Here is a 26,200-nt window from a genome sequence, read left to right on the forward strand (position 1 = left end):
CCGGATCGGGCCGATCGGGATGTCGGAGGAAAAGGACCAGGCCACCATGGCCGAGGAGCAGGCCATGCTCGATGCCGGTCAGCACCACGGCGGTGTCGAGGAGATCGAGGGCGTGCCCCCGCAGCTGACCACCTCACCGGGAATGCCCGAGCGCAAAGCGGTCGCCCGGCGCCGGGCCCGGGTCCGCGAGATCCTGCACACCCTGCCCAAGAACGCCCAGGCCGCGATCACCGACGACCTGGAAGGCACCCACAAATACGAAGTGCACGACTTCCCCGACGACGAACCGCCCACCAACTGATCACTACTTAGCGAAACCCCGAAGCCGGCGCCGGCTGCGGCGTACGCGGAAAGCAGGTTGCACACATTGGCGCGTCACCGTCGGATGCCGCACGCTAAAGAGCCCGCCTTGGTGCCCAAATTGCTGATGACGGTGGCCGGTTGGTCACACCTCGGCCTTCCGCTGATATGTAAACGGGCAATTCGGGTGAGACGGGCACCGGCGTTGAGCGTCGCCGTGCTCACCCCCCTGGTCCTGGTCGGTGCGGGCGGCGCAGCTCCGGTCCCCATAGTGCCTGTGCGCGACGCGGCCGTTGCCCCGGCGGCCGTGATGGTCGGTAACAGTGGCCCGTCCGGCCTGTCGGTAGTCGCGATCCAGCGTCCGCCGGCCAGCGTGCATATCGGGTCGGCATCCCCGTCGGCCCCACCTCCGCCGGCGGCGGTCATGAACCACGTTGGCGCCCTGGGCATCCCGGCCATGGCGTTGTCCGCGTACCGCAACGCCGAGCAGATGATGGCGGCCTCCGACCCCGGTTGTGGGATCAGCTGGAGCCTGCTGGCCGGGATCGGTCGCATCGAGTCGATGCACGCCAACGGCGGTGCCACCAACGCACGCGGCACCGCCGTCCGGCCGATCTACGGCCCGCCGCTAGACGGTACGTTGCCTGGCAACGAGACCATCGTCCAAAGCAGAGCTGGCGGTCAGATCACCTACGCCCGTGCCATGGGACCGATGCAGTTCCTTCCCCGCACCTGGGCGCGCTATGCCGCCGACGGGGACGGCGACGGCGACACCGATCCGCAAAACCTGTACGACGCCGCGCTGGGTGCTGCCCGGTACCTGTGCAGTGGCGGGCTGGACTTACGGGACCAGTCGCAGGCTCTGTCCGCAGTGCTGCGCTACAACAATTCGATGCCGTATGCCCGCAACGTGTTGGGCTGGGCCGCGGCCTATGCCACAGGCGTGGTGCCAATCGATCTGCCCCCGATAAGCGGGCTCGCTCCGCCACTCGGCGACATGCACTTGGAGAATCCGGAGGGGCTTGGTCCAGGGCTGCCGCTCAACATGCACGGACTGCCATCCACCGATCCGCTGGCGCAGATGCCGCTGATCGACGTCGGACCGCCTGACGCCGTCGATCGACCGCCGGCCCCGTGGTCGCCCGGTTGCACCGTGGACTGCGTCCAACAACAGGACCCCCTGCCCCCGCCAGCAGGCACCCAGGCTTAACAGCTCGCGCCAAAGCAACTGAGTCTCATGGGCTTGACTGACCCATGCGTCCTTCCGATCCGCTCGGCGATCACCGTCGCCGGCATCGACGGATATGCCCGCAACAACTCCCGTCTGCTGCTCGACGGCGTGGACTTTCGACACGCCAGCTGGCCGCTGAACTTTGGCGGCCCCGCCAGCTGCCAGCGCTCGCCGCACCGTATTGCGGCCCACCCCCAGCGTTCGCCTTGATCGGCATACACTTCATTCCGACCGGCGCAACCGCCAGATCTCTGCCCAATCCGCCACAGTGATTACTGTTCCAATCGAACGCTGCCGGCAACCCACTTTTCGACCGGAACCGACAGAAAACTTAACGGTTTGCTCTACTTTCTGATACCGTCATCTGCGTGGGTCATTACATCCATCACCGGGGAAAGCGGACAGCAAAACGCCTGTACCGCACCGCGACAGTTGTTGGTGTAGGCATTCTGGCGCTGAGTAGCGCAGCGGCGGCTCAGGCCGACCCGGACCCAGCGGGCGCAGGGCCCAATCCTTATCCAGATATCCGGTTTTACGACGACGTCGACGCCGGCAGTTACGCCCTTCCCGGCGGCGTGTGGTTCGTGTCCCCGACGGGACAGAATTGCGGGATCTGGCGCAGGGGTAGCTTCGGCTGCGCTGGCGATATCCCCGGAGCCCCACCAGGAGTCAGCCACCTTGGCTGGATCGACGGAGACCGGGCAATGCACTACGACTGGACAGTAGCGGCACGGTTCCCGAATACCCAAGCGGAACGGCCGCTACCCGCGCACAGTCGCATTACGCACGAAGGGACAACTTGTGCAGCGACGGTGGATAACAGGACCTATTGCGAGCGCGGTCCGCTTCGTTTCGTGATCGAGCCCACCAAAACATGGCTATCGGCGCCTTGGACAGATCAGAGCTGGGTGACGCTGGGGCCCGCAGCATGTAACCCGCCAGACACCGGCGGCCCATGCTACAGCTAGTCACGCGCCAATAGTGAAAGTTGGTTCACAAAGCGGACACCGGCCGCCGGTCTAGGCGCGGGTTCGTCGTCTACCCGGGGCAGGGCCCTGCCGGGTAGACGACGATGGTGCTGGCCATCATCTGAACTTGCCATCACTGATGCGACCGCGCGACGTCAGAGTCGTGGACACACTCGCCCGGTGAGCGATCCGCCCATTCGTCTGGACTCGTCTGGACCACGAAACCGGCCCGCAGCTATTTTAGGTAATGCGCGGGGTGATCCCGTAACAGGTGGCGTTCCCAACGTCTAAAGTATTTTGGCAGAGCAGTTTACCCTGGTAGATGATACGTACACTCACCCACTTGGCCGGCCCAGCGACCGGGCGCCAATCCGCCCGGACCTGACTGCCATCTGGCGGCGGTTTACGTACCGCATGAACCATGACGTCAACGCGCCATGGAAGCATCACACCCTCCTGCGCTACCCGCCCGGTCGAATCCTCATATTCGATATTCGCCATTCCGATGTCTTCGGAAACCACCTCATACGTCACCAGTTCGTCGGCCGAAGCGGTAGATGCGTTTACGAGTGCTGCTATGCAGACTGTTACGCAGGCGATCATCACTTCTATGACCCGCAGCATGCGGCCTCCTATAGGGGCTATGACGATCGATTCGACTGTGTCGGCTGACCGGGTGCGGGCGGGCCCATCAGCGGGTACCACGGGTGCCCGTGCACGCAGACGATCCCGCGGAGATATGTTCGGCCGCGTCCCACTCTCGCCGGTCATATCGTTGCCAGGACGACCGTGGCGAGGCTGAAACCGTGCTCCACATTGTGAATCATGCTGACACCGAAAGTGTTCAAGGAGCAATCCCCGAACGGGGGAGCGCCTAACTCCTCCAAAGGCTTGAATACACCCACGCCCTTGTGTAAGACCTTACCGACGCCCGGGGTAATCCCTTCCAATACCACGCCATGGATGGCGTCCTTGTCGCTGTTGTGGCCAGCGCCTTGAAGCGACAAAGCCGCGGTCGCACTGCTACCAAGATCCTTCAGAATAGGCAGCGAGTCCGTCGGCCCGTCGGCTGGCACGTTCTTCGTTCTGTGGCTGACATAGTCGTCGGTTGAACGATTCACGATCTCCGCGGCGTGTTCGACCATGGGGTCATATCGAAGCGGCGGGCATTGCGTCTTGGCCCGCTCCGAAACCACCGTGTCCTTGAGATTCGGATCAGCCTCGGCGGCAGCCGGCGGCGTGAACAGGACGCCGGCGGCTGCGATAACCGCCACTGCCACAACTGCATTGCCGACTCTCGGTGTGCAGCATCGAACGCCCGGAGATGCCGCGCCAGTGTCGGCGTAGGTTCTCAGCACCTATCCCTCCTCATCCAAATGTCTTCTGCCCACTACGCGTCTGTACGCCGATGCTCAGTCACAGACACGGGACCGATTGATCCTGCTGCCCCAATGCAACACTTCCTGGAACGACGGGCCGGTAAACCAGGTCGGCTGGCGGCCCTTAATGCCATTGCCGACGTTGTACAGATGCTGGTACAGGCGGTAGAAGGCCTGGCCCTGGTAGATCGGAAAGTACATGTCTCCCGCATGGTCATAGGCCTGGGTAAGAGATTCAGCACGTGGAGCGAGGAAGTCCACCGACTGGTCGATATTCGCCGTCACGGCATCAGCCCGCTCCTGCACACCATCGGCGTCCCATTGGCCGTTCCTGCGCACCAAACTGTTATTAAATCTCTCGATCTGGAACCTCAGATCGGAGTATTGCTCATTGAACCATTGGCACATTTCGCGTTCGGCATTGATATCCGTCTCGGTAACTTGGCCTCGAGTCTGATCAAACGGGAATGGAAACTTAGGCTGCCAGTTGCTGGCAGTTGGTATCACCACGGGCAGCCGCGGCGCGACCTCATCGCGTCCAGGCGGATCCAGCGGATCGGCCCCTGCACGACCGGCGAGGACCGTTCCCGAGACCACGATCAAGACGCACAACATCATCACGGCAGGGCCTCGGGAAGAGATGCTCCTCTTCACCAACGCTCGTACAGCTGAGATACGCATACGCCACCCTCCGCAACAGTTATCGTCAGCCGGGCAGGGGATAGCTGCCCGGCTGACGCCTCCGAGATCCACTCGCCCATCACCGCCGCACTTTCGCCGACACCGAATACTCCATCCTCTAACCGCTTCTCCAACCCAACTCGCTATCTTGGGCCAGGAGTTGCGCCGATCCCGCCGACATCGCTGATCTGCCAATCTTTGTTGCTGTCAATTGTCAGGCTGTACGTGGCGGTGGACTGAAGCCCTTCCGGAGCTTGCACCGTCTTGGTGAGCACGCTGACGAAGGCATCGACGATATACGTTCCGCCGGTATCTGAGCGCACTTTCGCCGCCAATGGCCGCGCCGTCGAAGTCCATTGAAGCGGAGCGAGAATCTGCTCCATATCGTTAGCCGCCTTGCTCAGCTTTTCCTTCAGCTCGGGAGAAGTCCCCTTGACCAACTCGACCTTCCAGGCATTGAGGTCCTGATAGTTCATCTGCGCGGCACGCACGGCATAGTCAAGCGCGATTTCCTCGGCACGCTTATCGTTGCCGGCCTCGCGGGCTTGTGCATCCAATTTGCTGTGTGCACCGATATACAACCACGCCAGCACGCCGATAGCACCAACTAAAACACAAATCACCGCGGACAATATCAATCCGCGCACCGAAATCGACACACGCCGGCGGACCTTCTGGACCGGCGGCTCCGGACCGGACGCCTCGGACTCGACTGCCTTGGAGTCCTCCTCGATTGCCTTCGAGTCCTCCTCGATCCGCTCGTCATCGCTCGAATCAGACCCGACCGGCGGCCCAGACCCAGACGCTTCGGCGGATGTCTTCGAGTCCCTAGTGCTCATCTCGGTCTTCTCGTCATCAGTAACCTCAGATGACGTCTTCTTGGTTCCGTTTTCAGTCACGGTCACGGGTTCCCCTTACAATCTCGATGATGGCCCGGCCTAACGGTCGGGAATGGTGACATGCAGTTCAATCGCACCATCCTCCGGGATGTGCTGCAGTACGTTGGAAAGGATCTGCGCACTGTCGAAATTCATAAGGGCTCCCCCGATACCTTGGAAATGCGGCAACAGCGCTTCCGTGATCACCTTGAGGTCGGGCCCCCTCGAGTCTAAGAACTTCTGAACCCTCTCGAGGAAATCCCCGAACAGCTGCATGTCTCTCGGGTTATTCCAGTGAATGGTGTGCATCATGCCCTGATAGGTTCCCGCGATGCCCAATCCCGCGTACCAAGTCGGTGACACCGAGTCAGCGAGCTTAGGCCCAACCCAGCCCGCGTTCTGCAGGAGCGTCTGGAAATTACCCACTACTTCCCGTCCCCGTCCCTGCATGCCCATCACCTGCGCCCGGAGCAGCATGCTCGACCGGGCCAGGTTAGGCAGCACCTGCGCGGGAGCCGGCAGGGCTGCGTCGGCCTCACTCAGGATTCGCTTGAGTTCTTCGGGGTCGAGTTGGTTGAGCACTCGGACAACAGCCGTTGCCAGCTGTGAAATCGAGGGCGGCACGTTTATCGACTCCGTTGCGATGCGCTGACCGTCCTTCAACATCGGCCCCCCGCTCGTACGTGGCATCAGTCCGATGAACGCCTCGCCGAGCGCGGATAAATTGTCCAGCCGCACCTCAGAGTCGACGGGAATGTGGCGGTCGCCCTCAACATAGAAGTCGATGGTAGCGTCGCTGACCGTAGACTTGATGCTGGTCACTTTGCCGACGGCCACACCACGTAGCAGAACATTTGAACCGACAACAAGCCCCTTTATGTCGGGCACTGCCATGGAAAGATTGGTTCGTTTAGCGGGCAGCCCGGTCCGCACACCGTACGACGCAATAATGCTGACCGCAACGACGATAATCGCACCGAGCATAGCGAATGACAGCAGGTTCCGTATTCTCATGGCGTTGCTCCGAGCATCCGTAACACATCCTGAACATTGCCCAACAGTTCCCTTCCATCAGGACCGACCACTGATGTGATGTTTATCGCCGGGTACTTGTCCACAGGGAGGAAGAAGTCCGTGAGCAATCTTTGCCATGCAGGCGCCTCCTTCTCGAACGCCCATTTGCTCTTCTGTAGGGCCTCCGTTGTAGCGCCGAGCGACTCCAGCAGTGGCACCAGCCAGAATCCACCACTGTAGATCGTGCCGATAGAGGGAAGTACGGTAGCCACATACCATGCCGTCTGTGTTGAACGGTCCCACCCCTGCATACCGTCCGGTGACCAAAAGTATTCATATTTGGGAATATTTCTGTACATCACATCGGCTGTTCCGGATACGCCGTCGAGCCATTTATCGACCGTGTCGATGTTGTCGCTTAGATCCGAGAGGTCTCCCGCAACACGTTTCACCAGATTCGGGAGCTCGCCGGTAGTTCGTGACGGCGTCACCCTGTTGATCCCGATTATTGTGTTCTGGGCGCGCTGTATGGACCCGCTGCCAACAAAATTCGCCATGTTGGCGATCGTGTCTTCAAGTTGGGGCGGAGAGGTTGTTTGCGCCAACGGAATTCGCCCATTCGGCCCCAACGACGGGGCCGTCTCCCCCGGCTTGGCGCTCTCGAGTGCTACATAGGTGTCGCCGAGCACCGTGGCCTGCTGCATTGTCGCGCGAACATTCGACGGCACCACCACCTCGGAACCAATCCGCAAGGTGACGTCAACATGATCGCTCTTGAGGTCGATGTTGGTGACCGTACCGACGACGGTGCCATCCTCCACGACCTTTGCTCGGTCGGGCAGGTTGAGGACGTTGGCGAACTCCACAACGATGTCGTAGCCGCTGCGATAGCTGCGACCCGGCTGCGGCAACGAGTTCACAGTGATCGACGCACACGATGAGAGCAGCATGGCACCAGCTACCACAGCGGCGACAACCGCGCATCCCCGGCGGCTCATTGGTTCGCCGCCTGGGTGAGTACGTACTGCAGCAGCGCGACATCGACCGCAAACGGCTGACCGTTCACATCGGCGCAGCTGCCGGGCGACGCTGCGTTCATCATGCCGCAGAGCGCGAGCCCGTTGTGTGTTGGGATTCTATACAACGGAGGCCGGTAGGCGAGGTTGAAGGTGTGGAAATCGCGCCTGTTGAAATGGTTAGCTACCGTATTGATCCACCACGGCGCGACGACGAACAGATCCGACAAGGCGTTGATGTGGGGGGTTACCTTTCTAATGGTGGCACTTGTGTGGTCGAGCAATATCTGCGTCGGCTCGCCTAACCTGGATTCCAGAATAGCCACCAGCTCGGCCAGCGGTCCGAGCGTTCCATATCCGCTGCCAGGCCCGGCGAGCCCCGCGGTACCGTTCACAGCCTGTCCGGCGTTTTGAATTGCCACGGGCGAATCCTGCAGGATCTCCTTGAGGGGGTCCCGAAGTTCGACAAGCGTCGCAGTCAGCTCGGCGGTGTTGCGGACGATCGATCCGATCTCGCTGATCGCCTGGTCGGGGCTATCAAGCATGGACGACGTTCTGGTCAGAAGCTGGTTGACTCCTGCCCCATTATTGTGCACCAGCTGATCGACTCCGCGAACGGTGTCATCGATATTCGTTGACCCATCGGGATTAATCGAGTTAATAAAGTTGTACGCAGATCCAACAACTTCGGATATGGTTTTGGGTGAAAAGGAGTGGTCGAGGGGAATGCAGCTACCGCCGTCCAGGCGCGCGCCCCCACTGTAATTGCCGACCAGTTCCAGCGCACGGTCAGCAAGGATCGACGGCGATCGGATGACGGCCTTGACATCATGCGGAAGTGGCCGGCCCTCGCCCACAGAGAAGTCGACCCGGACCTGGGTGGGATTGGCGTCGATGGACGTCACTTTGCCGATCTGGTACCCCATCTGGGTGACCGGGTTACCGACATACAACCCGACAGTGTCCGGCAGGATCGCACAATATGATGCCGCGTCCGCCCGTGAACTCGAGCCGCTGCACGAGGCCGTCATCGCGATGGTTGCCGCGGCCGTGGCCATAGCAATAGCGATGCGGAATATCCGACGAACTATTACCGCGGCCATCAGCACGGACTTTCCGGCATCGGGATGCACAGGTCGGTGGCAAGCAGCTCCGGTGGCGCGTTTTGGGCATCTAGCACGCGCTCGATCTTGTTTCTGATCCGGCGCAATCTGGGTACGATTCTGCTGTTGTTGTCTACCCATCTGGTGATCCTGTCCTGCCAATCGCGAACCTTCTCGATAAATTCTTCCCGATTGTTGACCCAAAATTCACCGAGCGGTTGGAGGAACATATCACCGATGTCACCCATACCCATGAGCGCACCGCCAAACCCCTTACCGTACAAAATCAACGTCTGCTCCAAAATGGAAAGCTTGGCGACGAGTCGTTTGAGCTCTCCGCTGAAATCACGCAGGGATTCGATATATTCGTCAGAAAGATCGAGAATCGACGAGATCTGACCCCGCTGTTTCTCTATGGTGCTCGTGAGAGCATTTCCGGCATTGATGACTGCGGAAAGTGTATCTACGTTTGTACCGGTAAGCCCTTGCTGGAGTTGGTCCAGCGATTCACGAATCGGCTTCGGACTGACGCGGTCCGTGACCTTCGTCGCATCGGTTAGGGCACGCATAAGGCTGTAGGGCATGGTCACGCGTTCCATCGGAATAGAATTTTTCGCTAATGGTTTGTTGCCCAGTGACACGAGATTCACATAATAACCGCCGACCACCGTGAGCATGCGCACCTGAACCTGTGATTGGTCACCGACAAACACGTCGTCGTCCACCGTAGTACGGACCTTTACCCGGTTCGGCTCGATCGCCAGGTCCTTCACCTTGCCAACTGTGATTCCGGCAATCCGCACGGTGTCACCTGGACGGACCGCCGCCGCGTCATCGGTGTAGAAGACAACCGTCCTCTGGCCGGGAGGGCTCACATAGACCGCGGCGGCTGCGATCGCCAGCACCACCACCATCGCAAGCGCGCCCACCCCCCACAACGTTGAGCTGCCCAACGCTTTTATTGATTGCATAAGATCACTCTCTGGCCATTCAGCAGTACATCCAAGGAGTCGGGTAGTTGGGCGCGCCCCCGCGAACAAGGTTGTGGCACGTCCGGCGACGACGGCGGAGGGATGTTGTCCCACATGACGGGTATCAACTTCTCGACGTCGCGAATATAGTCGTCGAAGACGGTAACTGCGCGGTCGAGCCCCTCTGCGATATCACCGCCCGAGGGGTCGACGATATCGATCCTTCCGTCGGGTTTTTGCACGATTTTATGGTTCTCGCCGTGTGGGAATCCTACGTTCTCAAGGATTCGGATCGCATCCGCTGTGAATCCGGGCCCGTAAAGCTCAGACTTGCGGAATTCGTCGATTACGCTGATGGCGGCGTCAACGGGTCGGTTCAGTAAGTCCAGCACCCGAACGAAATCCTTGGAATGCCCCCCGAACACTTCAGCCACGGCATTGAGATTGCGCATCAGGGTCGCGATAACCTGCTGGCGGTTCGATGCGAACTCGGTTAACTTCCGGATGCTATCGAGCATCGGCCCGAGTCCGCCCTCACCGGACAGGTAGGTCGCGGCGTTCTCCGTAAAGATGTCGATATCTTCGGGGCTTAAAGTAGCGATCACGGGCTGCAGGCCGTTGAATAGCGTGGTTATGTCGAACGACGGCTGCGTCATGCTGGCCGGGATATGCGTCATAATACTCGCGGCAGGAGCGGTTTCGGATGAATCGACAACGTCGACGTAACGCAACCCGGTGAGCGCCTGGTATTTGATAGCGAGCCGCGTCGCGGACACGACTGCGTAGTGCTTGTCGAGACTGAAGTCCACCACCGCAATGCTCTGCCCGGCTTTGCGCTGAAGCGCGAGCGATTTGACCTTCCCAACGCGCACCCCCCGAACCCTTACGTCTGCGTCGATGTGCAGGCCTGACGCGTCAGTGAATTCGGCGGTATATGAGCGCGTCTCGGCGGCAATTGGCTGTCTAAGCACATTCACCAGGACGATAAACACGACGAGCGCAGCGACCGCAGCCGCCGCAAAGCGCCACAACGCGGCTTTAGGTTTCATTACGGTCCCCCCATCGCACTGACTGGAGCCGCCACACCGGGCAGATTGTCGAGCACGATCTGCACCTGTACCGCGCGCTGTTCGGGTGATCCACCATATAGCTTTTCAAATCGTGTACGCAATTCTACTAGGTCCGAAGCGACATTTTCTGGCGTTATTAGGCCCGGCACCACATCGGTCAGGGTTTGGACCAAGTTAACGGCAGGAATGAGGTCGTTGGGGTGCGATGACAATAGTTTGCCCAGCGCGCCGAAAAACTTGACGGCCAGTAGGTCGAGTGTCTCCATAGACCGCTTGTCCCAATACTCCTGACTTTGGCGCTGACCGACAGTAGCAGCAACGTCAACATAGTCCTGGCCGGGAAGTGCGCCATCGGCGTCTTGCAGGAACGTGACGAAGCCAGAATTATGGTTGAACTGATATCCCGCATCAGTCACCGCGTCGAGAATCGGCGGGAACGCCACGCTGACGCCCGTTGTATTCCTCAGGAGCTGCTCGGTACTCACCGTCTGCACCTTGGCGACCGCATCGGCCGCGATCAGCATCGTCTCGATCAGCGGATTGAGCCCGTCTGTGTACCGCGTGGCTCTATCGATCACCTGAACCAATTGCGGCGTCACCACCCCACCGGTGATTTCACCGAGGCGATAAAGCAATGCTTGCAGCGTGTAGTTGCCCTTTGGCACTGTGCCGATTCGGGTGCCATTTCGAAGTGGTTGGCCGCCCGTGCCGGGAATCAGGTTGATGCCGGTGACACCGAAGTAATTGGACGGCCGAAAGTCGACACCCAACGAGTCGGTTAGACCCGCGATAGGGCCGGGTTGCAGATCAGCCTTGAGTCGAACACCGCCACTGGGCTGGCTTGAGACGGCAGTGACCTCCCCCACCTTGACCCCGTGCATCGTCATCGCGGTGCCCGTGGTGACACCCTCGCCTAGATACGGCAGGTCCATAACGATGGAAATGCGGTCAGCCCCGCGACCACCGAATGGGTTGATGACAATCAGCCCCCACGCCCCGACCAAGCACAACGCGAGGACCACACCGATGATGGTCAGCCGACGCGCCTCGGCTTCCGCCGACATCCGGAATAACAACGTTGCTCACCTAGCCCTTGAACTCGAAACTTGGCGTCCAACCCCAGATCATGACGGTCGTCATGATGTCCAGGACCATGATCACGACAAGGCTTGCACGGATAGCGCGCCCAGAAGCCTGACCGACACCAACAGGGCCGCCCGACGCGAAATAGCCGTAGTAGCAATGAATCAACGTAGCGGCGGTGCAGTAAACTACGGCCTTAAGCAGGGAATATCCGATATCCGTCGGCGAGAGGAACTGAACAAAGTAGTGATCGTATGTTCCGCCTGGCTGGTGGTACGACAGGCCAATCACAGCGTAGGACGTAAAGAAAGCCACTATCAGCTCGAGCAGAAACCCCGGCACCACACACAGCATTCCGCCAACGAGGCGAGTACCCACGACGAACGGTATTGCTCGGAGCCCCATTGCCTCGGTAGCGTCGATCTCTTCGGCGATCCGCATGGAGCCGATCTCGGCAGTCATCCGACAGCCAGCCTGAGACGCGAATGCGACTCCGGTCACCAACGGTGCCATTTCACGAACGTTTCCCCATCCACCAATGATTCCGGACAGCGCTCCCAGCCCAATCAGATCGAGGGTCGCATAGGCCTCGATAGCGACCATGGCGCCGATCGTGACGCCTAAGATCGTCAAGACACTGATCACGCCACCGTCGACGACGAGTGATCCCCGCCCCCACGCCAGACTATTCATCACCCTCAGAGTTTCTCGCCCGTACCGGCGGACGGTTACCGGCAATAACCACAGGGTCTGTGCAATAAACGCCGCCCACTGACCGGCAGTGGTGAACGGCTTTTGGAGAGGTGCGATCGGTATCAGGCGCAGGTTGAGATACTTTGATGGTGCCGCATGGAGATTTTTCGATGACAGTGCCACTATGCCACCGCCATCGGGAAGAACATCGTCTCGAATTGGGTGATTGCGAGATTCACGGTCACAATACAGACGACGTTGAGCACGACCGATGCGTTCACTGCATCTGCGACACCTCGCGGGCCACCCTTGGCCTCCATACCGCGCAGCGAGGAAATCACTGCGACAAATCCAGCAAAGCTAACGGTTTTGATCATCGCAAACCAAACGTCAACGATCTTCGCGAATGCCCCGAATGACAGCCAGAAGCTTCCCGGAGTGACGTCATTAACGGTCACCGAGATTATAAAGGCCGCCAGGACTCCTGATGCGATGACAATGGTGCAAAGAATCGGCGCAATGAGCACAAGCGCTAGAAACCGCGGCACGACCAGACGCCGCACTGGGTCGATTCCCAGCGTCCGTAACGCATCGAGCTCCTCACGGATGGCCCTTGCCCCGAAATCTGAGGCGATCGCCGAGGCCGCGGCGCCCCCCATCAACAGGCCCGCGGTCATTGGTGCACCCTGCCGAACGACGCCGACCCCGATTGCCGACCCGATGAGCGAGTTGGCTCCCACCTCGTTGACGAGGCCCGAGACCTGAACGGCGATCATCGCCCCGAAGGGAATCGCCATCAGCACCGCCGGCACCGCGGTGACTTTGAGCAAGCTCCAAGCTTGGACGATAAGCTCGCCGACCGGTAGCCGCAATGTGAGTGTGTCGGTCACGGCGTAGCGCAGAACCTCGGCCGCCATGAGAACGGCGCGCCCCGTTGTCGCAACACTGCGCGCAGGAATGCCGCCAACCTGCGACGCCGTCTTAGTGACGCTGGCGCGGAGCGGAGTCAATGCCGCGGAGCGACGATCGCTCCCGGCGCTGCCGGGCTCGCGAAGGCCAACCGTGCTTGTCGCTGCCTGACCCGCTTCGCGCGTGGTCTCCGTTGGCATAAAACGCTCAACCTTCCCCTAGTCGACCAGGGTGTTCTAACTGTGCTTCGGCTCACAGCTCCCGTGGTTCCTGTCGAAAGGTACACCATGCCTACCGCATTTTTGAATAGGATCTCAAAAAATTTCTGCCAGCCGGGCGGCGGCTGGCTGGCGGATGGAGAGCCGTACCGTCATCCGTTCACATGGCATCTAGGGGTGACGCAATGCCACGCACGCCCGCAGCCCGTCAAACAGGCCACGCCGATCCACGATGACGATCCGGGATACGTTGCTGCACAAGGCCAATAGAGTCAGCGCCCCGATCCACATCAGGACGCCGCGCGCCGAGCGCTCCACCGTCGCCGACGTCCCCACCGTCAGCAGCAGCGGGGCCAGCGAGCTTGTTGCGTGCCCGTCAATAACTGTCACCGGTGGTGTGCCGCGCGGCGAGCCGAACATCATGTCGTCGAGCCGGAAACGCCGTGCGCGACCGAGATCCTAGCGGGTTTCAGTGTCCGACAATTTGGCTGCCTGCTGTGTCGATGACGTAAGGAACTCGGCGAGGGCGCAGACCTTCGCAAAGCCGTAACGGGCCAGGACCTCCAGGGCGTTTTGCTGATCACGGTCGGAATAGGTGCTGCAACAGTCGGACAGGACTGTGACGTCGAAGTCGCGCATGGAGGCTGACCGGGTCGTAGTCTCGACGCAAGCATTGGTAACCACGCCCGCAACAGCAATGCGCCGTGCCGAGTACCCGCGCAGGATCAGCTCGAGATCGGTGTTGTAGAAGCCGTCCATCCGCGACTTATCCACAACGAGTTCCTCGTGACGTGGTTCTAGCGGGTCGACAATGGCACTGTCCCAGGTGCCTGCGAGAAGTGCGCCGTCCAGCACGGTCCGGTAACTGTGGGCCACCATCACCCCAGCGTCGACATACACTGGGCGGAAGCGATGACGGGTGAAAACGACCGGTTTCTTCGCCGCACGCGCCGCATTCACAAGCCTAACGTTGGCATCGATGGTCTCCGGGATGTTGACCACCGGCTGACCGAAGCACTCGTACAGTGCGCCATCGGTGTGCAGGAAACTATTCTGCATGTCGACGACAAGTACAGCGTCAACTGTCTCAATGGTGCCGGTGCTTGCAGTCACGACTGGCCTCCTTCACGGGGTTGGAACGGATCTGCTGGTATCTCGATGACGTATCCGGGCTTAACCGCTCGTCGTCGCGACGCGCCTGCGACCGGCATCTCGCAGCAGCCACCGAATACACCTCAACCCAGCACCTCCGTCGCGCCGGCGTCAGTCACCAACTCGGCGGCACCCGACACCAGCCGCGCCCACATCATGTCGCCGCGGTCGGTCCGCTGTAGGGTGACCGACATCGCCACCGCGAGCAGCAGCGGTAATCATCGCGGACGTCATCGCGGCTGTCGCCAGACACGCCCCGCTCCACGAGGCGACGGTGGTGAGCGTCCAAAAGCCGGTGCTCGTTGGCCCGGCGCCACTCGGGCTCGACGCAGGATGCCATGAAAGTCGCCGCGTCGAGCAGCGGTGGCCCCACGCGTACGACCTGCCAGTCGATCACCGTGATCGGCGGGGCGTCCTCGGTGTTGCCGAACATCAAGTTGTCCACGCGGTAGTCGCCGTGGCACACCACGAACGGCGGTCGCCAAACGAGGTCTGGCACCTGCGCGGCGAGGGGTGCGAGTCGGCGGATCAAGTCGACATGGCGAGGGTTGAGCCGCTCGCCGAAGCGCTCGACGAAATTTTCCACGGCGGGGGCCACCATGGCGAACAGCATCCGGGTACGTGTCGTGTCGGCGAGCCAGGGCAGGCGCGTCAGCTCGGGGTCGTTCCAGCGCGGCGCCTGCAAGCCGGCCAGCTCAGCGAGCGCCAGCTCGGCCTGCTCCGGTCTGGCGCCTGCGATCATGTCACCGACTGTTGCGAACCCACCAAGGTCCTCCAGCACCAGGGTAAACCGGCCACTATCGGACTCCAGCGCCGCGAAGTAGACGTCTGGGACCCGAATGTCGACAGTCGAAGCGATCTCCCGAAAAAAGCGGACTTCGCTTTCGTAGATGCCGACTGCCGCGCCCAGCTGCCGACTGCCCTCATCGGTCGACGGGAGCTTCACAATCACCGACGCCGGCCCCTCACCCCGGAATGGGTAAGGGTGCATCGGACTACCGAGCCGAGTTGCCCCCGTGCCTATCGTGGTGGCCTCGACGCCGGCCACCCGCGCCGACGGCGCGACGACCCCACCGTGTTGCAGTGCGGTGGTCAGCCAGTCGGGGGTCAGATCTTCGAGCCTCTCGGCGGGCGCTAGGGTCTCATCGGTCACTGGCATAGCGACTTGTCGCTCCTCTCGATTGTCGCCGCGCTCCGGTGCGAGATATCGCTGCAATCGTTGACGCTCAGGCGTTCGACTTGAGGAACGTCGCTAGCGTGGCTGTGTCCTGCGGGTAGACAGTGAGGCGCTGGATGAGACGCTGACCGCCACGCATGTAGGCCTCCTGGCGAGCGCGCGTCGTCGCCGGGCCCTGGTCTCCAACTGCGGCCTCCACATACGCCAGGCCGTCCTCGACTGAGTCCGCGATGCCAGCCTCGGGCTCGAGTGGATTCGCGGGGAACCACAGGCCGCCGAGCGCCCACGCGGCCGTGCCCCCGACATATTCCGTCTTCTCGATCAACAGCGGGTCCAGGCCCGCTTCACGCAGCTTGGTCGCGGCGATCAGCCCGCCGCAGCCCGACCCGACAACGACCGCGTCGACGTCAGTGATTCTCATACCGCCGCCGCCTGTCGCTTCGCTGCGCGCTCGCGCCACCGGGCGATGAGTTCCGCATTTTCGGCCGGGGTGCTGGCGTAGATCGCGATCTCGTCCACACCCGCAGCCCGGTACTCGGCGAGTCGGTCGACACAATGCGCCGCGGTGCCGATCGCGCACGACTCTTCCATCCACTCATCCGGCACGAGCCGTGCAGGCTCCAGGAGCTCGGCGCGGTGGAAATCTTGGTCGGCGTTCTTACCTTGCAGCTGCTTGTGCTCGCGCAGCTGTGTGAGCACCGAAGTGTCCCACTTGTTGGAGTCGCAGAGCGACTCGCCGTGGCCGGGCCATTCGAGGTAGGTCACCGCACGCGCGTGCGCGTAAGCGCGCGTCGTGAAGTCATCGAGCTCCGGCGCTACCACGATTGGGTGACAAATCCGCAGTGACTCCGGGTCACGACCGCGGTCCGCGCACGCATTGCGCAGCCGCTCGACCACGGTGCGCACCGCCTCAACCGTCAAAAATGGATAGAGCATCACCGCATCGAAGACCTCGTGCGCGGCAGCCTTGGCGAACTTGGGGCGCCCGTACCCACACGCCCAGATCTCTGGTTTAGGCACCTCACCCAGGGCATCGACGGTCCTCAGCTGGGTGCCGTTGTAGTCCACCACGCCACCGCACCAGAGTGCCTTGACCGTTTCTGCGTAGTGGACGAACTGGCCGAACGAGAACTCCGGCATATCCGGCAACGGCACACCACGTCCCAAGCCAAGCACGAACCGCGGCCCGTAGAGGGCGTTCATCGTCGCACCGAAGCTCGCCGCCACCATGGGATGCCGCGAGGACGCCGACCACACCCCGGTGCCAACGCCGAAACGCGTGGTCCGCGCGGCGATACCACCGAGGATCGCGCCCGCGTCCTTGAGGTCGAAACGTTCGCTGAGCCACCCACGGCGAAAGCCGAGACGCTCAGCAGCCTGCGCATCGGTCAATGCGGTGCCGACGTGAGTGAACCCGCGCTCGTGCCGCGTCGTCACCCGCCCACAGATGAGATAGATGCTGAGGTCCTCTACCACTGGGGCGAGCTGCCCTGGGGGGCCGAGATCGTCGCTGTTCATCGTTGTCTCCTCGATGTTGGTTGACAAATGCCAAGCGCGGATTCATGCCATAAGACGCCGCGCGGCCGACAGCCACAGCGCCCGCGGCGCGTGGCCACCCATCCAATGCAGCGCGCGCACCGCGGGGCCGCCGGGAATGGTCGTGCGGGCGCCGCGTTCGAGCGCCTGGAGGCTTTTGGCTGCGACAGCGTTTGGGGTGGAGACCAGCGCTCCGGGCATCCGTCGCTGGGCGCGGTCAAGCCCCGCGACATCGGCGAATTCAGTCTCGATCGATCCAGGGAGCACGACGCACACCGTCACACCACATCTGCGAAGCTCTTCGTTGAGCGCCTCGGCAAAAGACGTGATCGCCGCCTTGGTGGCCGCGTAGACAGCGACGTTCGGCATCGGTTGATTGCCAAGGATTGACGAGATGATCAGGATGCGCCCAGTCCGTCGCGCCGCCATCCGCCGCGCGAACACATGGGCAAGCATGATCGTTGCTTCGACGTTCGTCCGAATCATCGCCTCAAGACGTTCCGCGCCCTGCGCGATAAAGCTCCCGCCAATTCCGAAGCCAGCACATAGCACTAGCGGATCCACTTGGGCGCCAAGGGCGTCGATGTCATCGACCAGCTGGCGCCGACCCTCCGCACTGGCGAGATCGCATGCCATCATCTCCGCGAGGACGCCGTGATCGCGGCGAATCTCCTGCGCTAGGCGCTCAAGCCGGTCGCGTCGCCGCGCGACCAGAAGGACGTCATGTCTTTGGGCGGCGAGCTGCCGGGCGAGTTCACAGCCGAGGCCCGATGAGGCGCCCGTGACGAGCGCGTAGGTGCGACGCTCCGCTGAGCCCACGCTTACTTTCCCTCCGGGCACATTGCTGTGCTGCCCGTGCGCCAGCGTGAGGCATTTGTGGTCGGCTCAAGATTGGCAGCGAACATATTTAATAGGTACCATGAAGCGTACGTGTACGCAACCATTGGAAAGCGAATGCTTGGCTATGACTACGTGATCGTGGGGGCCGGCTCGGCGGGCTGTGTCCTTGCGGACCGGTTGACTGACGGCACTGGCGCGACCGTTCTGCTGCTGGAGGCCGGCGGTCGAAATCGGGACCCGCGGATTGGGATTCCCAAAGGTCTGCGGTTCGCCTTAACCTCACCGCGGCTCTCCTACAGCTACCCCACCCTTCCGTTCGGTGACCTCAGCGGAGGCGAGAACTGGCCGCACGGACGCGGCCTCGGCGGATCGAGTGCTGTCAACGGCATGCTCTGGAACCGCGGGCACGCCGCTGACTATGACGCGGTCGAGGCGCTTGGGAACCCAGGTTGGGGATGGGACACAATCCTGCCTGCCTATCGAGCTATCGAGCATCACGAGCTCGGCGCAAGCGCCACTCGCGGCGCCGATGGACCACTGCACATCTCGGTGAGCCCGGTACGCGAGCCAGTCTGCGAGGCGGCGATCGAGGCGGCGCATCAGCTGGGCATCCGTCGGGTGCCCGACGTCAACGCGACCGACGAGGAGCGCATCGGCTACGCGCCGGCGACGATCAAGAACGGGCGACGCTATAGCGTCGCTCGCGCCTTCCTCGGACGCGCCGCCGGCCGTCCAAATCTCGACATCGTGACCGGCGCCCGAGCGATCAGACTCCTGCTCGACGGTAACCGGGTCGTTGGAGTGCGAGCACGCTACAGGAGCAAAGAACACGACTTTCGTGCCAGCCAAGAGGTGATCCTCTCGCTCGGTAGCATCGAGACACCCCGGCTACTCGAACTCTCCGGCGTCGGCGACCCAGCGGTGCTCGCCCGAGCCGGTGTCGGTTGCGTGATAGAGCAACCCGCGGTGGGATCGCGCCTCCGAGAGCACCGGGCGATCATCCCGCAGTGGCGGCTGCGGGAACGACTGGGCTACAACCGGCAGATCAGCACACCGCTGCGACAAGCACTCACCGGTGCACGCTATCTGGTGACCCGCCGGGGTGTGCTCGCCCTCCCCGCCTATGACGTCATGGCGTTTTGTCGCACCCGCCCAGAGTTCCCGCGACCCGATGCCATGTTCCTCGTCGCCCCGTTCAGCCTCCGCAAAGGCACGATGGTCGAGGAGCTCACCCCCGAAGCGCTTCCAGGATTCAGCATCGGCGGCTACATCCTCCGTCCTGAAAGTCGAGGGTCCCTGCACATTACGTGCGCCGACCCTGATGCTCCACTTGCGATCGACCCCGCCTACCTGCAAGAGCCCGAGGATCAACGCGCCACCGTCGACCTCCTGCGACGACTGCGTGACATCGTCACCGCATCCCCGCTAGCCGACCTCGTCGAAAACGAGACCTACCCGGGCCCCCACGTCAACACCGATCAGGACGTGATTCGATACGCCATCCGTAACGGTAACTGCGCATTCCACGCCAGCGGCACATGCGCTATGGGCCCAGACGACAGCTACGTTGTCGACGCCAGGCTGCGCGTACGGGGACTCGATGCACTCCGGATCGTCGACGGCTCAATCTGGCCGGTGATGCCATCGGGCAACACCAACGGCCCCATCCTCGCAATGGCCTGGCATGCCGCCGATATCATCTTGAATCGCGACGCGAACGCCGCCAACCGCACCGCCGCAACGCGGCGCCAAACGCACTGATGCATCCGGCTGGCGACGGCACCGACTCTCCCGGATCTCAACCAGCATCCGCACCAATGCGACAATCCTCTGATGCCGGCATCACTTAAAGGGGGAGGGCAGCTTACCCGTGACTCGATCATTGCAACCGCGATCACGATGATCGAGTCCGACGGGGTAGACACGCTGACAATGCGCAAACTCGCGACCGCGTGTGGCGCGGCACCGATGTCGCTCTACCGTCACGTCGCCACCAAGGAGGAACTGCTCCGCGCCGTCGTCGACACCTATCTCGCGGACGTCGAGCTGCCAGCGACCGACGACTTGCCCTGGCACGAAGCAATCCAGCAGGTCATTCTCGCGGTCGGGGCTGAGTTCGAAGCCCACACCCACCTTGCCGAGATCATGGCCATCCAACCGGTCGACGCCGCCGCGGTTCTCGACGCGATGGAACGAATCGCCCGGGCATTGCGGTCAGCCGGCTTCGACGACAACGGCGTCCGCAGCGGGCTCGCAACGCTTAGCGCATTCGCAACCGGGTACGCCCACCGTCGTGCCGCGTATCGCCGCGCCCCTGAGACCCGCGCCCATCGTTTCAGCCGCCTCTCAGCAGAGCCGGTGCGGTTTGCGACTCTGCTGTCGATCTCAGCAGGAGATACCCTCAACACTCCGGAGGACTTCCGTGCTGGGCTCGCGTTGATTGTTCAAGCGCTGCGCCAGCAAGTGCCGCGTGCTCCGTCCCCTAGCCGGTCAACGTGCACGCCCACAAAAGCTCAACCGAGCCGAGACAAGGGAAATCGACCTGAATGAGCACGGTGACGCCTAGGGCGTCTCTGACAAATGTTTCGGGTGTTATGCCTGAGGCTTGAGGTATATCGCGCCTGAGGTGCGTCCTAGGCACAGTCACCCTCTGACTTCCCTATCTATCAGACACGCACTAATCGGTAACTCCCATGCCAGACGTGCCCAGCGACTTGTTGCCCGGATGACAGCTACCTAGGCGGACGGATCGCCAACAACTTGCACAGAACTCATTCGAACCATCGGTCGCGAAACACGAAGTACACATCGTATACTTCACCCATGTCTGATCTGCCTGGCGATTCGCCTCTGTCGGAGTCGCGCGACGCGCCGGCGCTCGACCTGCACACCCCAAACCCGATGCATCATCAATCCGCTCCGAACGACGCCTGGTCGACGATCAACACCCGGGAGAATTACCAGGGTGTGATGAGCCCACTCGGCGCAACGCTGTGGCTGCCGATCTCCGACCTCGCGGTCAACGGCACGTTCTACGACCTCGGGGTGCTCAAGCGGTCGGAAGTCGTGGTCGCGCCAACACCGGGCGAGGCGACATCTGCGGTGTTCTACGGCCGCTACACGGCGGGCATCAACTACTTCCGCAGGGTCAGCGATCTCATCCCCGGCTCATCGGGCGCGGCATTCGAGGAGCAGATCTTCGGCTCCACCCGCGAGAATGTCGAGGACACCACCTCGGCGCGGCGCTACCCTATCATCGCGGTCAAGGCGCCGATCACTGTGCTGGGCTTGCCGAAGCGGTTGCGAAAGATGGTGTCCCGCATCGACGACTGGTGGCGCTTCGCGACGTCGCCCGCTGGCTTGTCCCGTCCAGTCGAGGCGCAGTTCGACGAATCTTTCGAGATGCTCGAGTACGCGATGCGGGTCCACGTCGCGGGCACCTTTGTGGCCCAGGGCATTTTCGACGCGTTGGGTAAGCTTGCAGTCAGCGCGGGCAAACCAGGTTTGGAGCTGGAATTGTCCACCGGCTACGGACAGATGGTCGAAGTGGAACTGGTGTCAGCACTCGAACGGGTGGCGCGGGGGTCGGCGTCGTTGGGCGAGTTCCTCGCCGAGTACGGCTTCCGCTGCGCGGGCGAGGTGGAGGTGTCCAATCCGTCCTGGCGCGAGGATCCCCGCCCGGTAGAGCGGCTCATCGTCAAGTACCGCGCGCTCACCGGCCGGCCGGACCCGGCTGCACAGTCACGGGAACGGACCTACCGCCGCCATGCCGCTCAACGCGAACTGATCCGTGCGCTGCCCAGGGCCAAGCGCCCCGTCGGCTGGTTGCTGCTGAAGCTGGCGGCGACGTTCATCCCGCTTCGCGAGGAGGGGAAAGCCGCTCTCGCCAAGGCGTTCGACGGCGCCCGCGCGGCATGCGGCGTGCGCGGCCGACAGTTAGTCACCGAGGGTGTCATCGATGAGCCGCGTGACGTGTTCTTCCTGACCATCGACGAGGTGCGCGGTAGCGCACCGGCGGATGCGCGGATCCTGGTGGACCACCGCCGCGCCTTGCATACGGCCTACACCAAGATCGACGTGCCGGACTGCTGGATCGGCCAGCCTGAGCCGATCGCCGCGTCGGCAGGCAGTGACGAGCGGATCTCACAGGTCACCGGTACCGCCGCCGCGGGCGGGATCGCCGAGGGCAGAGCTCGGGTACTCGCCTCTGCCAGCGACTGCGACGATCTCGAGGAGGGCGAGATCTTGGTGTGCCGTACCACCGATCCCTCGTGGGCGTCCGCGTTCTACCTTGCCGCGGGTGCCGTGATCGACGTCGGGTCGACGTCGTCGCACGGCGCCATCGTCGCCCGTGAAATGGGGTTGCCGTGCGTGATCGGAACCGGCAACGGAACGGCACTGCTGCGAACCGGCGACCGGGTGCGGATCGACGGCGGAGCCGGCACCGTCACCGTGCTGGAACCAGCTCACCCAGATGACGAGGACAACCAAGGAGCGCGATGGGTAAGAACACCTCGTACTTCATGAACGCGCAGGTCGCCGATTCGTTCGGCGAGACCCGCGCCAGCGACGAAGGCATGCACCGCGAGGCCCGCGTCGACAATACCGACCCCGCGCTGGTGGAGACGGTGTTCACCGGGTTCAGTGTTCCCGAGGCAGATATTCACTGCCTGAACTACATTTGGCTGCATCCGAACATGCGGACGATGAGTGGTGGCGCGTGGTGCTGGCAGGGATTCAAGCGTTCCCAACTCGAGGCCGAGTTATTCGATATGCGCGACTTCGTTCCCGACACTGCGATCACCGACGACGGTGGTGACCTCAGCGATGTGACCTTACCCAACGGTTTCCGCTACCAGGTGCTCGAACCCTTGAGGTCGATCCGGATCTCCTATGACGATCCGACCCGCGGTAACTCGTTCGATGTCACGCAGACCGCGGTCATGCCGCCGGCGATGCTGCCATCGAACCGACACTTCGACCAGGTGATGCGGAGCACGGGAACCCTCACGCTGCGCGGCCAGCAATACCCGGTCGATAGCCTCGCGGTGCGCGACCGCTCGTGGGGTGAGGCACGAACCGAAGATCCTACGGTGGTTTCTGGAATCCATTGGCTGATGGCGATGTTCAGCGATGACTACGCCATTCACGTCACCGGACTCGAGGATCCCGCGACCGCGCGCTGGCGCGACCGTTTCCCCGAGCGGCCGGCGATGTCACAGGCGATGAACCGTGGCTGGGTATGGCAGGACGGCGTGCTACGGACCATCACTTCCGCACACATCCAGACCGAATGGGACGATTCGGGTCGTCGGCAGGCCGCGCATCACGTCATGGTGGTCGACGAAACCGGGACCGAGCACCGACTGGAAGGGCGGGTGCGGGCCGGCGCAAACTGGCATACCTGGTCCAATGTGCACATGAGCATCGGCCTGACCCGCTGGGAATGCGACGGCCGAATCGGACACGGCGACAGCCAAGTGGCGATGTGGACGGACTTCATCCGTGCCAACTTCCAGTCGTGACGGCGGCGGCACTCGCACCAAGCCGCGCGACTACCGCAATTTCTTGACTCTCGACGCGATCATCGCCGAGGCTACGGCGGTCGCCGATGCCGACGGGCTGGAAGCGGTATCGATGCGCGTACTCGCCGACCGGTTGGGGTGCACACCGAGGGCCTTGTACCGCCACGTCTCCGGCAAGGACGAGGTGCTTGAGTTGCTCGCCGACGCCGCTCTGGGGGACATACCCGATGCTCGCACCGATATCACCTGGCAGGACTCGCTGCTGGATTTCTTCGTGGCGATGCGGGCGAAGCTCGTGGCCTTGCCCGCGGTGGCCACAATCGTCGCCCAGCAGGCCGTCGCCGGTCCCCACTTCCACCGCCACGCCAACCGTCTGGTCGGGATATTGCTGGATGCCGGCTTCGATGCCGATGCGGCAGCAGATACGGTTGTGACATTGGCGTATTACACCCTCGGCGCTTCCTTACCCGGCACCGGTCAGCGCCTGCACGACACGTATCGGGTCCGCGAGATCAATACGACGATGCTGCCCGCGCTGGCCCACATCGCGGGTCATTTCAACGCCGACTCGGCCGAGCACCGCTTCCGGACGTCGTTGTATCGGTTGCTCGGCACCTACGGCCCTTAGCCTGATGGGCTACGATCGACGCTCCCGCGCCAGCCATCGATCAGCCGTGCGTTCTCGGCCGGGGTACTGCCGTAGAAGCCGATCTCATCGGCGCCCGCGTTGCGGTACTGGCGGAGTTTGTCCAGGCAGTGTGACAGCGATCCGATGGCACAGGTGTCGTGCACCCATTCTTCGGGCACCCGTTTCGACACCTCGATCAGGTCGGAACGGTGGTAGGTCTGATCGACGGTCGGCCGTCCCATCGACTGGAACCGTTGATCGTCCAGCAGACGCCGCATCTACGTCGCATCCCAACCGTTGTTGGTGATGTAAGCCTGGGCAAAGGCGGGCATTCCGACCGAATAGGTGACCAGGCGCGCATGCGCAATGGCGCGGGTGTATTCCTCATCGAGGTCGTTCGCCGTGATCATGTAGTACAGGATCCGAAACGCTTTCGGGTCCACGGTGCGCATGCCCTGGTAATTCCCCGCTGGGCCCTGGTAGGTGACCTCCTCGCCCCGGAACAAGCGTCGCAGCAAGTCGAAGTAGTCCTCGAATCCCCTCAACCCCATTTCCCGGATGCCCTGCCCAGCCAGGTAAGGCCCCGAACTGCGTCCGAGTCCGAAGATGAATCGATGCCCGTAAGCAGCCTGCAACGTGGCGGCCATGGCAGCCGCCATCAGCGGGCTCCGAGCCCCCGCGGCCGCGATTCCCGTCCCGGCCTCCAGTCGGCTCGTGCGGGCCAGAACACCACCCAGTAACGCTCCGGCTTCCTTGAGGTCGAACCGTTCCGACACGAACGCCCGTCGGAAACCCAGCCGCTCGGCGTCAACTGCCTGCTGCAGCGCCGGCGCCGGATCCTGGGTGCGGCCCGGGGCAGCCTCAGCTGCGTCTGCTGAAGCCGTCCTGCAACGTCGCGCTGATCGCCGTGCCGACCGCACCGGTACCCATCCGCGCGTTGTTGCTGATCTCGAAGTCGCACATCCCCAGACGTCCGTCATCCGGGTGGCGGACATCGCAGATGGCATCGATGTAGTAGACACTGTGCAGTTGAGCCACCACTGCGTCCATCAACTCCGCACGCATCTCCAGCGTCTCACCCGTCGGCATCGTCCAACGCACTTCCCCGCCGCGGTGGGTAAGACCATCGGGTTCCAGGTACGCGAGAGCGTCGACATCAGCGGCGTAGTCAATCTGCCCGTCGCGCACCAGGTATCCCACCTTCACCAGCGATTCGTCAGACGCATGCCACAGGATCGATCCGAAGGACAGCTCAGGCCCAAAAGTGCCGGATATCCACCGATGACTCTTCAACGTCATGGTCTTGCGCAGGCCCCAGGAGTGGTCACGATGGTACATGCCGTCCACGTCGTAGCTGCGGCCATCGATGCGGACGCTGCCACGAATACGACCCGAGGTTTCGTAGTGATCCGCGGCGAAATCCTGGGCCATGCTGCTGGTCGGCGGGAAGAAGTCGGTCAACGGGTAGAAGTTGTCCATGACCAGGTCCGCAGTCACGCCCGGCTCATCGATCACCAGTTGCGGTCTGCCCTGATCAACGAGCCAGCTCGAGCCGCCGGCGCGGAATGCCCGCTCGGCCACGGGAGGCTCCAGCGGCAACTGATAGTCGTTGCGACGGAAACGCACACCGTCGGCGGTTGCGACAAAGCATTGCAGCGCACTAGTACCCCCACCCGGACGATTCGGCTCGTGACCGATGCGGGACACTCCCCCCACCCCGGCCTGGCGGTCATACCAGTGCACGAACACGCTCTCCTGCCAGTCCGGCGCGTCGGTGCCCGTGTCGTGGCTCCCTTCATCGTCGTAGTCGTATTGCTTCATCGCTGCG

27 protein-coding genes and 2 pseudogenes are annotated in these 26,200 nt (G+C 62.4%); 8 read left to right on the forward strand and 21 right to left on the reverse strand.

Annotated features, from left to right (window positions below; all coding sequences use genetic code 11):
• The 3 genes and pseudogenes from BKN37_RS06450 to BKN37_RS30260 form a co-directional block, all read left to right on the forward strand.
• Positions 1-301, forward strand: a pseudogene (locus BKN37_RS06450) (ABC transporter ATP-binding protein); the annotation flags it as partial.
• Between the two features lie 126 nt (positions 302-427).
• Positions 428-1,480, forward strand: a pseudogene (locus BKN37_RS06455) (lytic murein transglycosylase); the annotation flags it as partial.
• A gap of 464 nt (positions 1,481-1,944) precedes the next feature.
• On the forward strand, positions 1,945-2,499 hold the full coding sequence (locus BKN37_RS30260; RefSeq protein WP_423212770.1) for a hypothetical protein: 555 nt from the start codon (positions 1,945-1,947) through the stop codon (positions 2,497-2,499).
• 240 nt (positions 2,500-2,739) lie between these two features.
• Here BKN37_RS30260 and BKN37_RS27620 read toward each other — a convergent pair whose 3' ends face one another.
• The 18 genes from BKN37_RS27620 to BKN37_RS06540 all read right to left on the reverse strand — a co-directional run bounded on the left by BKN37_RS27620 (position 2,740) and on the right by BKN37_RS06540 (position 18,198).
• Positions 2,740-3,123: a hypothetical protein gene (locus BKN37_RS27620; protein ID WP_083341611.1), complete on the reverse strand. Its 384-nt coding sequence runs from the start codon at positions 3,121-3,123 to the stop codon at positions 2,740-2,742.
• 143 nt (positions 3,124-3,266) lie between these two features.
• The gene (locus BKN37_RS29750) at positions 3,267-3,857 is read right to left on the reverse strand and encodes a hypothetical protein (protein ID WP_242657115.1); all 591 of its coding nucleotides are present in this window, start codon (positions 3,855-3,857) and stop codon (positions 3,267-3,269) included.
• A gap of 54 nt (positions 3,858-3,911) precedes the next feature.
• Positions 3,912-4,493, reverse strand: coding sequence for a hypothetical protein (locus BKN37_RS06465; protein ID WP_071023586.1), 582 nt, complete (start codon positions 4,491-4,493; stop codon positions 3,912-3,914).
• A 209-nt stretch (positions 4,494-4,702) separates the two neighbouring features.
• A complete protein-coding gene (locus tag BKN37_RS06470) occupies positions 4,703-5,464 on the reverse strand; it encodes a hypothetical protein (protein ID WP_083341612.1) in 762 nt (253 codons plus the stop codon).
• Positions 5,465-5,497: 33 nt separating this feature from the next.
• Entirely contained in the window at positions 5,498-6,451 is a 954-nt protein-coding gene (locus tag BKN37_RS06475; RefSeq protein WP_071023516.1) for an MlaD family protein, read from the reverse strand.
• Positions 6,448-7,401, reverse strand: coding sequence for an MlaD family protein (locus tag BKN37_RS06480; RefSeq protein ID WP_423212769.1), 954 nt, complete (start codon positions 7,399-7,401; stop codon positions 6,448-6,450). Before BKN37_RS06480 ends, BKN37_RS06475 begins: the two co-directional genes overlap by 4 nt.
• A gap of 44 nt (positions 7,402-7,445) precedes the next feature.
• Positions 7,446-8,570 carry an MlaD family protein gene (locus BKN37_RS06485; protein WP_083341624.1) on the reverse strand — a complete coding sequence of 375 codons (1,125 nt, stop codon included), beginning with the start codon at positions 8,568-8,570 and terminating at the stop codon, positions 7,446-7,448.
• A complete protein-coding gene (locus BKN37_RS06490; RefSeq protein WP_194074144.1) occupies positions 8,570-9,541 on the reverse strand; it encodes an MlaD family protein in 972 nt (323 codons plus the stop codon). Before BKN37_RS06490 ends, BKN37_RS06485 begins: the two co-directional genes overlap by 1 nt.
• Positions 9,529-10,590 carry an MlaD family protein gene (locus BKN37_RS06495; protein WP_071023518.1) on the reverse strand — a complete coding sequence of 354 codons (1,062 nt, stop codon included), beginning with the start codon at positions 10,588-10,590 and terminating at the stop codon, positions 9,529-9,531. The genes BKN37_RS06490 and BKN37_RS06495 overlap by 13 nt, the downstream gene beginning before the upstream one ends.
• Positions 10,590-11,675, reverse strand: a complete 1,086-nt coding sequence (locus BKN37_RS06500) for an MlaD family protein (protein WP_071023521.1) — start codon at positions 11,673-11,675, stop codon at positions 10,590-10,592. The genes BKN37_RS06495 and BKN37_RS06500 overlap by 1 nt, the downstream gene beginning before the upstream one ends.
• Before the next feature lie 22 nt (positions 11,676-11,697).
• Complete coding sequence (locus BKN37_RS06505; RefSeq protein ID WP_095407012.1) at positions 11,698-12,504, reverse strand: ABC transporter permease; 807 nt, start codon at positions 12,502-12,504, stop codon at positions 11,698-11,700.
• A gap of 65 nt (positions 12,505-12,569) precedes the next feature.
• Positions 12,570-13,496 carry an MlaE family ABC transporter permease gene (locus BKN37_RS06510; RefSeq protein WP_242657117.1) on the reverse strand — a complete coding sequence of 309 codons (927 nt, stop codon included), beginning with the start codon at positions 13,494-13,496 and terminating at the stop codon, positions 12,570-12,572.
• A 189-nt stretch (positions 13,497-13,685) separates the two neighbouring features.
• Positions 13,686-13,904 (reverse strand): hypothetical protein, encoded by a 219-nt coding sequence (locus BKN37_RS06515; RefSeq protein ID WP_131823528.1) that lies wholly within the window; start codon positions 13,902-13,904, stop codon positions 13,686-13,688.
• Between the two features lie 69 nt (positions 13,905-13,973).
• Positions 13,974-14,627, reverse strand: coding sequence for a cysteine hydrolase family protein (locus BKN37_RS06520; protein WP_131823529.1), 654 nt, complete (start codon positions 14,625-14,627; stop codon positions 13,974-13,976).
• Positions 14,628-14,820: 193 nt separating this feature from the next.
• On the reverse strand, positions 14,821-15,825 hold the full coding sequence (locus tag BKN37_RS06525; protein WP_083341613.1) for a phosphotransferase: 1,005 nt from the start codon (positions 15,823-15,825) through the stop codon (positions 14,821-14,823).
• Positions 15,826-15,892: 67 nt separating this feature from the next.
• Positions 15,893-16,264, reverse strand: a complete 372-nt coding sequence (locus BKN37_RS06530; protein ID WP_071023530.1) for an FAD-dependent oxidoreductase — start codon at positions 16,262-16,264, stop codon at positions 15,893-15,895.
• Positions 16,261-17,361, reverse strand: a complete 1,101-nt coding sequence (locus tag BKN37_RS06535) for a TIGR03857 family LLM class F420-dependent oxidoreductase (protein ID WP_071023532.1) — start codon at positions 17,359-17,361, stop codon at positions 16,261-16,263. Before BKN37_RS06535 ends, BKN37_RS06530 begins: the two co-directional genes overlap by 4 nt.
• A gap of 42 nt (positions 17,362-17,403) precedes the next feature.
• A complete protein-coding gene (locus tag BKN37_RS06540) occupies positions 17,404-18,198 on the reverse strand; it encodes an SDR family NAD(P)-dependent oxidoreductase (protein WP_071023534.1) in 795 nt (264 codons plus the stop codon).
• A gap of 135 nt (positions 18,199-18,333) precedes the next feature.
• Here BKN37_RS06540 and BKN37_RS06545 point away from each other — a divergent pair, with 135 nt between their 5' ends.
• The 5 genes from BKN37_RS06545 to BKN37_RS06565 all read left to right on the forward strand — a co-directional run bounded on the left by BKN37_RS06545 (position 18,334) and on the right by BKN37_RS06565 (position 24,372).
• Complete coding sequence (locus tag BKN37_RS06545) at positions 18,334-19,980, forward strand: GMC family oxidoreductase (RefSeq protein WP_071023536.1); 1,647 nt, start codon at positions 18,334-18,336, stop codon at positions 19,978-19,980.
• 72 nt (positions 19,981-20,052) lie between these two features.
• Positions 20,053-20,769 (forward strand): TetR/AcrR family transcriptional regulator, encoded by a 717-nt coding sequence (locus tag BKN37_RS06550; protein WP_071023539.1) that lies wholly within the window; start codon positions 20,053-20,055, stop codon positions 20,767-20,769.
• Positions 20,770-21,042: 273 nt separating this feature from the next.
• Positions 21,043-22,746, forward strand: coding sequence for a PEP-utilizing enzyme (locus BKN37_RS06555; RefSeq protein WP_083341615.1), 1,704 nt, complete (start codon positions 21,043-21,045; stop codon positions 22,744-22,746).
• Complete coding sequence (locus BKN37_RS06560; protein WP_071023541.1) at positions 22,719-23,744, forward strand: DUF7064 domain-containing protein; 1,026 nt, start codon at positions 22,719-22,721, stop codon at positions 23,742-23,744. The genes BKN37_RS06555 and BKN37_RS06560 overlap by 28 nt, the downstream gene beginning before the upstream one ends.
• A complete protein-coding gene (locus BKN37_RS06565; protein ID WP_083341616.1) occupies positions 23,725-24,372 on the forward strand; it encodes a TetR/AcrR family transcriptional regulator in 648 nt (215 codons plus the stop codon). Before BKN37_RS06560 ends, BKN37_RS06565 begins: the two co-directional genes overlap by 20 nt.
• Here BKN37_RS06565 and BKN37_RS06570 read toward each other — a convergent pair.
• From BKN37_RS06570 to BKN37_RS06580, 3 genes are read right to left on the reverse strand one after another with little or no spacing between them, the layout of a single operon-like run.
• Complete coding sequence (locus BKN37_RS06570; protein ID WP_071023545.1) at positions 24,369-24,650, reverse strand: LLM class oxidoreductase; 282 nt, start codon at positions 24,648-24,650, stop codon at positions 24,369-24,371. The genes BKN37_RS06565 and BKN37_RS06570 overlap by 4 nt on opposite strands.
• Positions 24,651-25,352, reverse strand: coding sequence for an LLM class flavin-dependent oxidoreductase (locus BKN37_RS06575; protein WP_131823530.1), 702 nt, complete (start codon positions 25,350-25,352; stop codon positions 24,651-24,653).
• Positions 25,234-26,193, reverse strand: coding sequence for a DUF7065 domain-containing protein (locus BKN37_RS06580; RefSeq protein WP_242657118.1), 960 nt, complete (start codon positions 26,191-26,193; stop codon positions 25,234-25,236). The genes BKN37_RS06575 and BKN37_RS06580 overlap by 119 nt, the downstream gene beginning before the upstream one ends.
• Positions 26,194-26,200 lie beyond the last annotated feature (7 nt).

This window comes from Mycobacterium talmoniae, assembly GCF_001854525.1.
Taxonomy (GTDB): domain Bacteria; phylum Actinomycetota; class Actinomycetes; order Mycobacteriales; family Mycobacteriaceae; genus Mycobacterium; species Mycobacterium talmoniae.

Excerpts from the sequence above, each read along its gene's own strand:
- BKN37_RS06545 (WP_071023536.1), top strand. The coding sequence starts at position 18,334 with ATGCTTGGCTATGACTACGTGATCGTGGGGGCCGGCTCGGCGGGCTGT.
- BKN37_RS06535 (WP_071023532.1), bottom strand. The coding sequence starts at position 17,361 with ATGAACAGCGACGATCTCGGCCCCCCAGGGCAGCTCGCCCCAGTGGTA.
- BKN37_RS06530 (WP_071023530.1), bottom strand. The coding sequence starts at position 16,264 with ATGAGAATCACTGACGTCGACGCGGTCGTTGTCGGGTCGGGCTGCGGC.
- BKN37_RS27620 (WP_083341611.1), bottom strand. The coding sequence starts at position 3,123 with ATGCTGCGGGTCATAGAAGTGATGATCGCCTGCGTAACAGTCTGCATA.
- BKN37_RS06570 (WP_071023545.1), bottom strand. The coding sequence starts at position 24,650 with ATGCGGCGTCTGCTGGACGATCAACGGTTCCAGTCGATGGGACGGCCG.
- BKN37_RS06475 (WP_071023516.1), bottom strand. The coding sequence starts at position 6,451 with ATGAGAATACGGAACCTGCTGTCATTCGCTATGCTCGGTGCGATTATC.
- BKN37_RS06465 (WP_071023586.1), bottom strand. The coding sequence starts at position 4,493 with ATGTTGTGCGTCTTGATCGTGGTCTCGGGAACGGTCCTCGCCGGTCGT.
- BKN37_RS06480 (WP_423212769.1), bottom strand. The coding sequence starts at position 7,401 with ATGCTGCTCTCATCGTGTGCGTCGATCACTGTGAACTCGTTGCCGCAG.
- BKN37_RS06580 (WP_242657118.1), bottom strand. The coding sequence starts at position 26,193 with ATGAAGCAATACGACTACGACGATGAAGGGAGCCACGACACGGGCACC.
- BKN37_RS06500 (WP_071023521.1), bottom strand. The coding sequence starts at position 11,675 with ATGTCGGCGGAAGCCGAGGCGCGTCGGCTGACCATCATCGGTGTGGTC.
- BKN37_RS06525 (WP_083341613.1), bottom strand. The coding sequence starts at position 15,825 with ATGCCAGTGACCGATGAGACCCTAGCGCCCGCCGAGAGGCTCGAAGAT.
- BKN37_RS06575 (WP_131823530.1), bottom strand. The coding sequence starts at position 25,352 with ATGACGGACGTCTGGGGATGTGCGACTTCGAGATCAGCAACAACGCGC.
- BKN37_RS06555 (WP_083341615.1), top strand. The coding sequence starts at position 21,043 with ATGTCTGATCTGCCTGGCGATTCGCCTCTGTCGGAGTCGCGCGACGCG.
- BKN37_RS06550 (WP_071023539.1), top strand. The coding sequence starts at position 20,053 with ATGCCGGCATCACTTAAAGGGGGAGGGCAGCTTACCCGTGACTCGATC.
- BKN37_RS06495 (WP_071023518.1), bottom strand. The coding sequence starts at position 10,590 with ATGAAACCTAAAGCCGCGTTGTGGCGCTTTGCGGCGGCTGCGGTCGCT.
- BKN37_RS06510 (WP_242657117.1), bottom strand. The coding sequence starts at position 13,496 with ATGCCAACGGAGACCACGCGCGAAGCGGGTCAGGCAGCGACAAGCACG.
- BKN37_RS06490 (WP_194074144.1), bottom strand. The coding sequence starts at position 9,541 with ATGCAATCAATAAAAGCGTTGGGCAGCTCAACGTTGTGGGGGGTGGGC.
- BKN37_RS06560 (WP_071023541.1), top strand. The coding sequence starts at position 22,719 with ATGGGTAAGAACACCTCGTACTTCATGAACGCGCAGGTCGCCGATTCG.
- BKN37_RS06485 (WP_083341624.1), bottom strand. The coding sequence starts at position 8,570 with ATGGCCGCGGTAATAGTTCGTCGGATATTCCGCATCGCTATTGCTATG.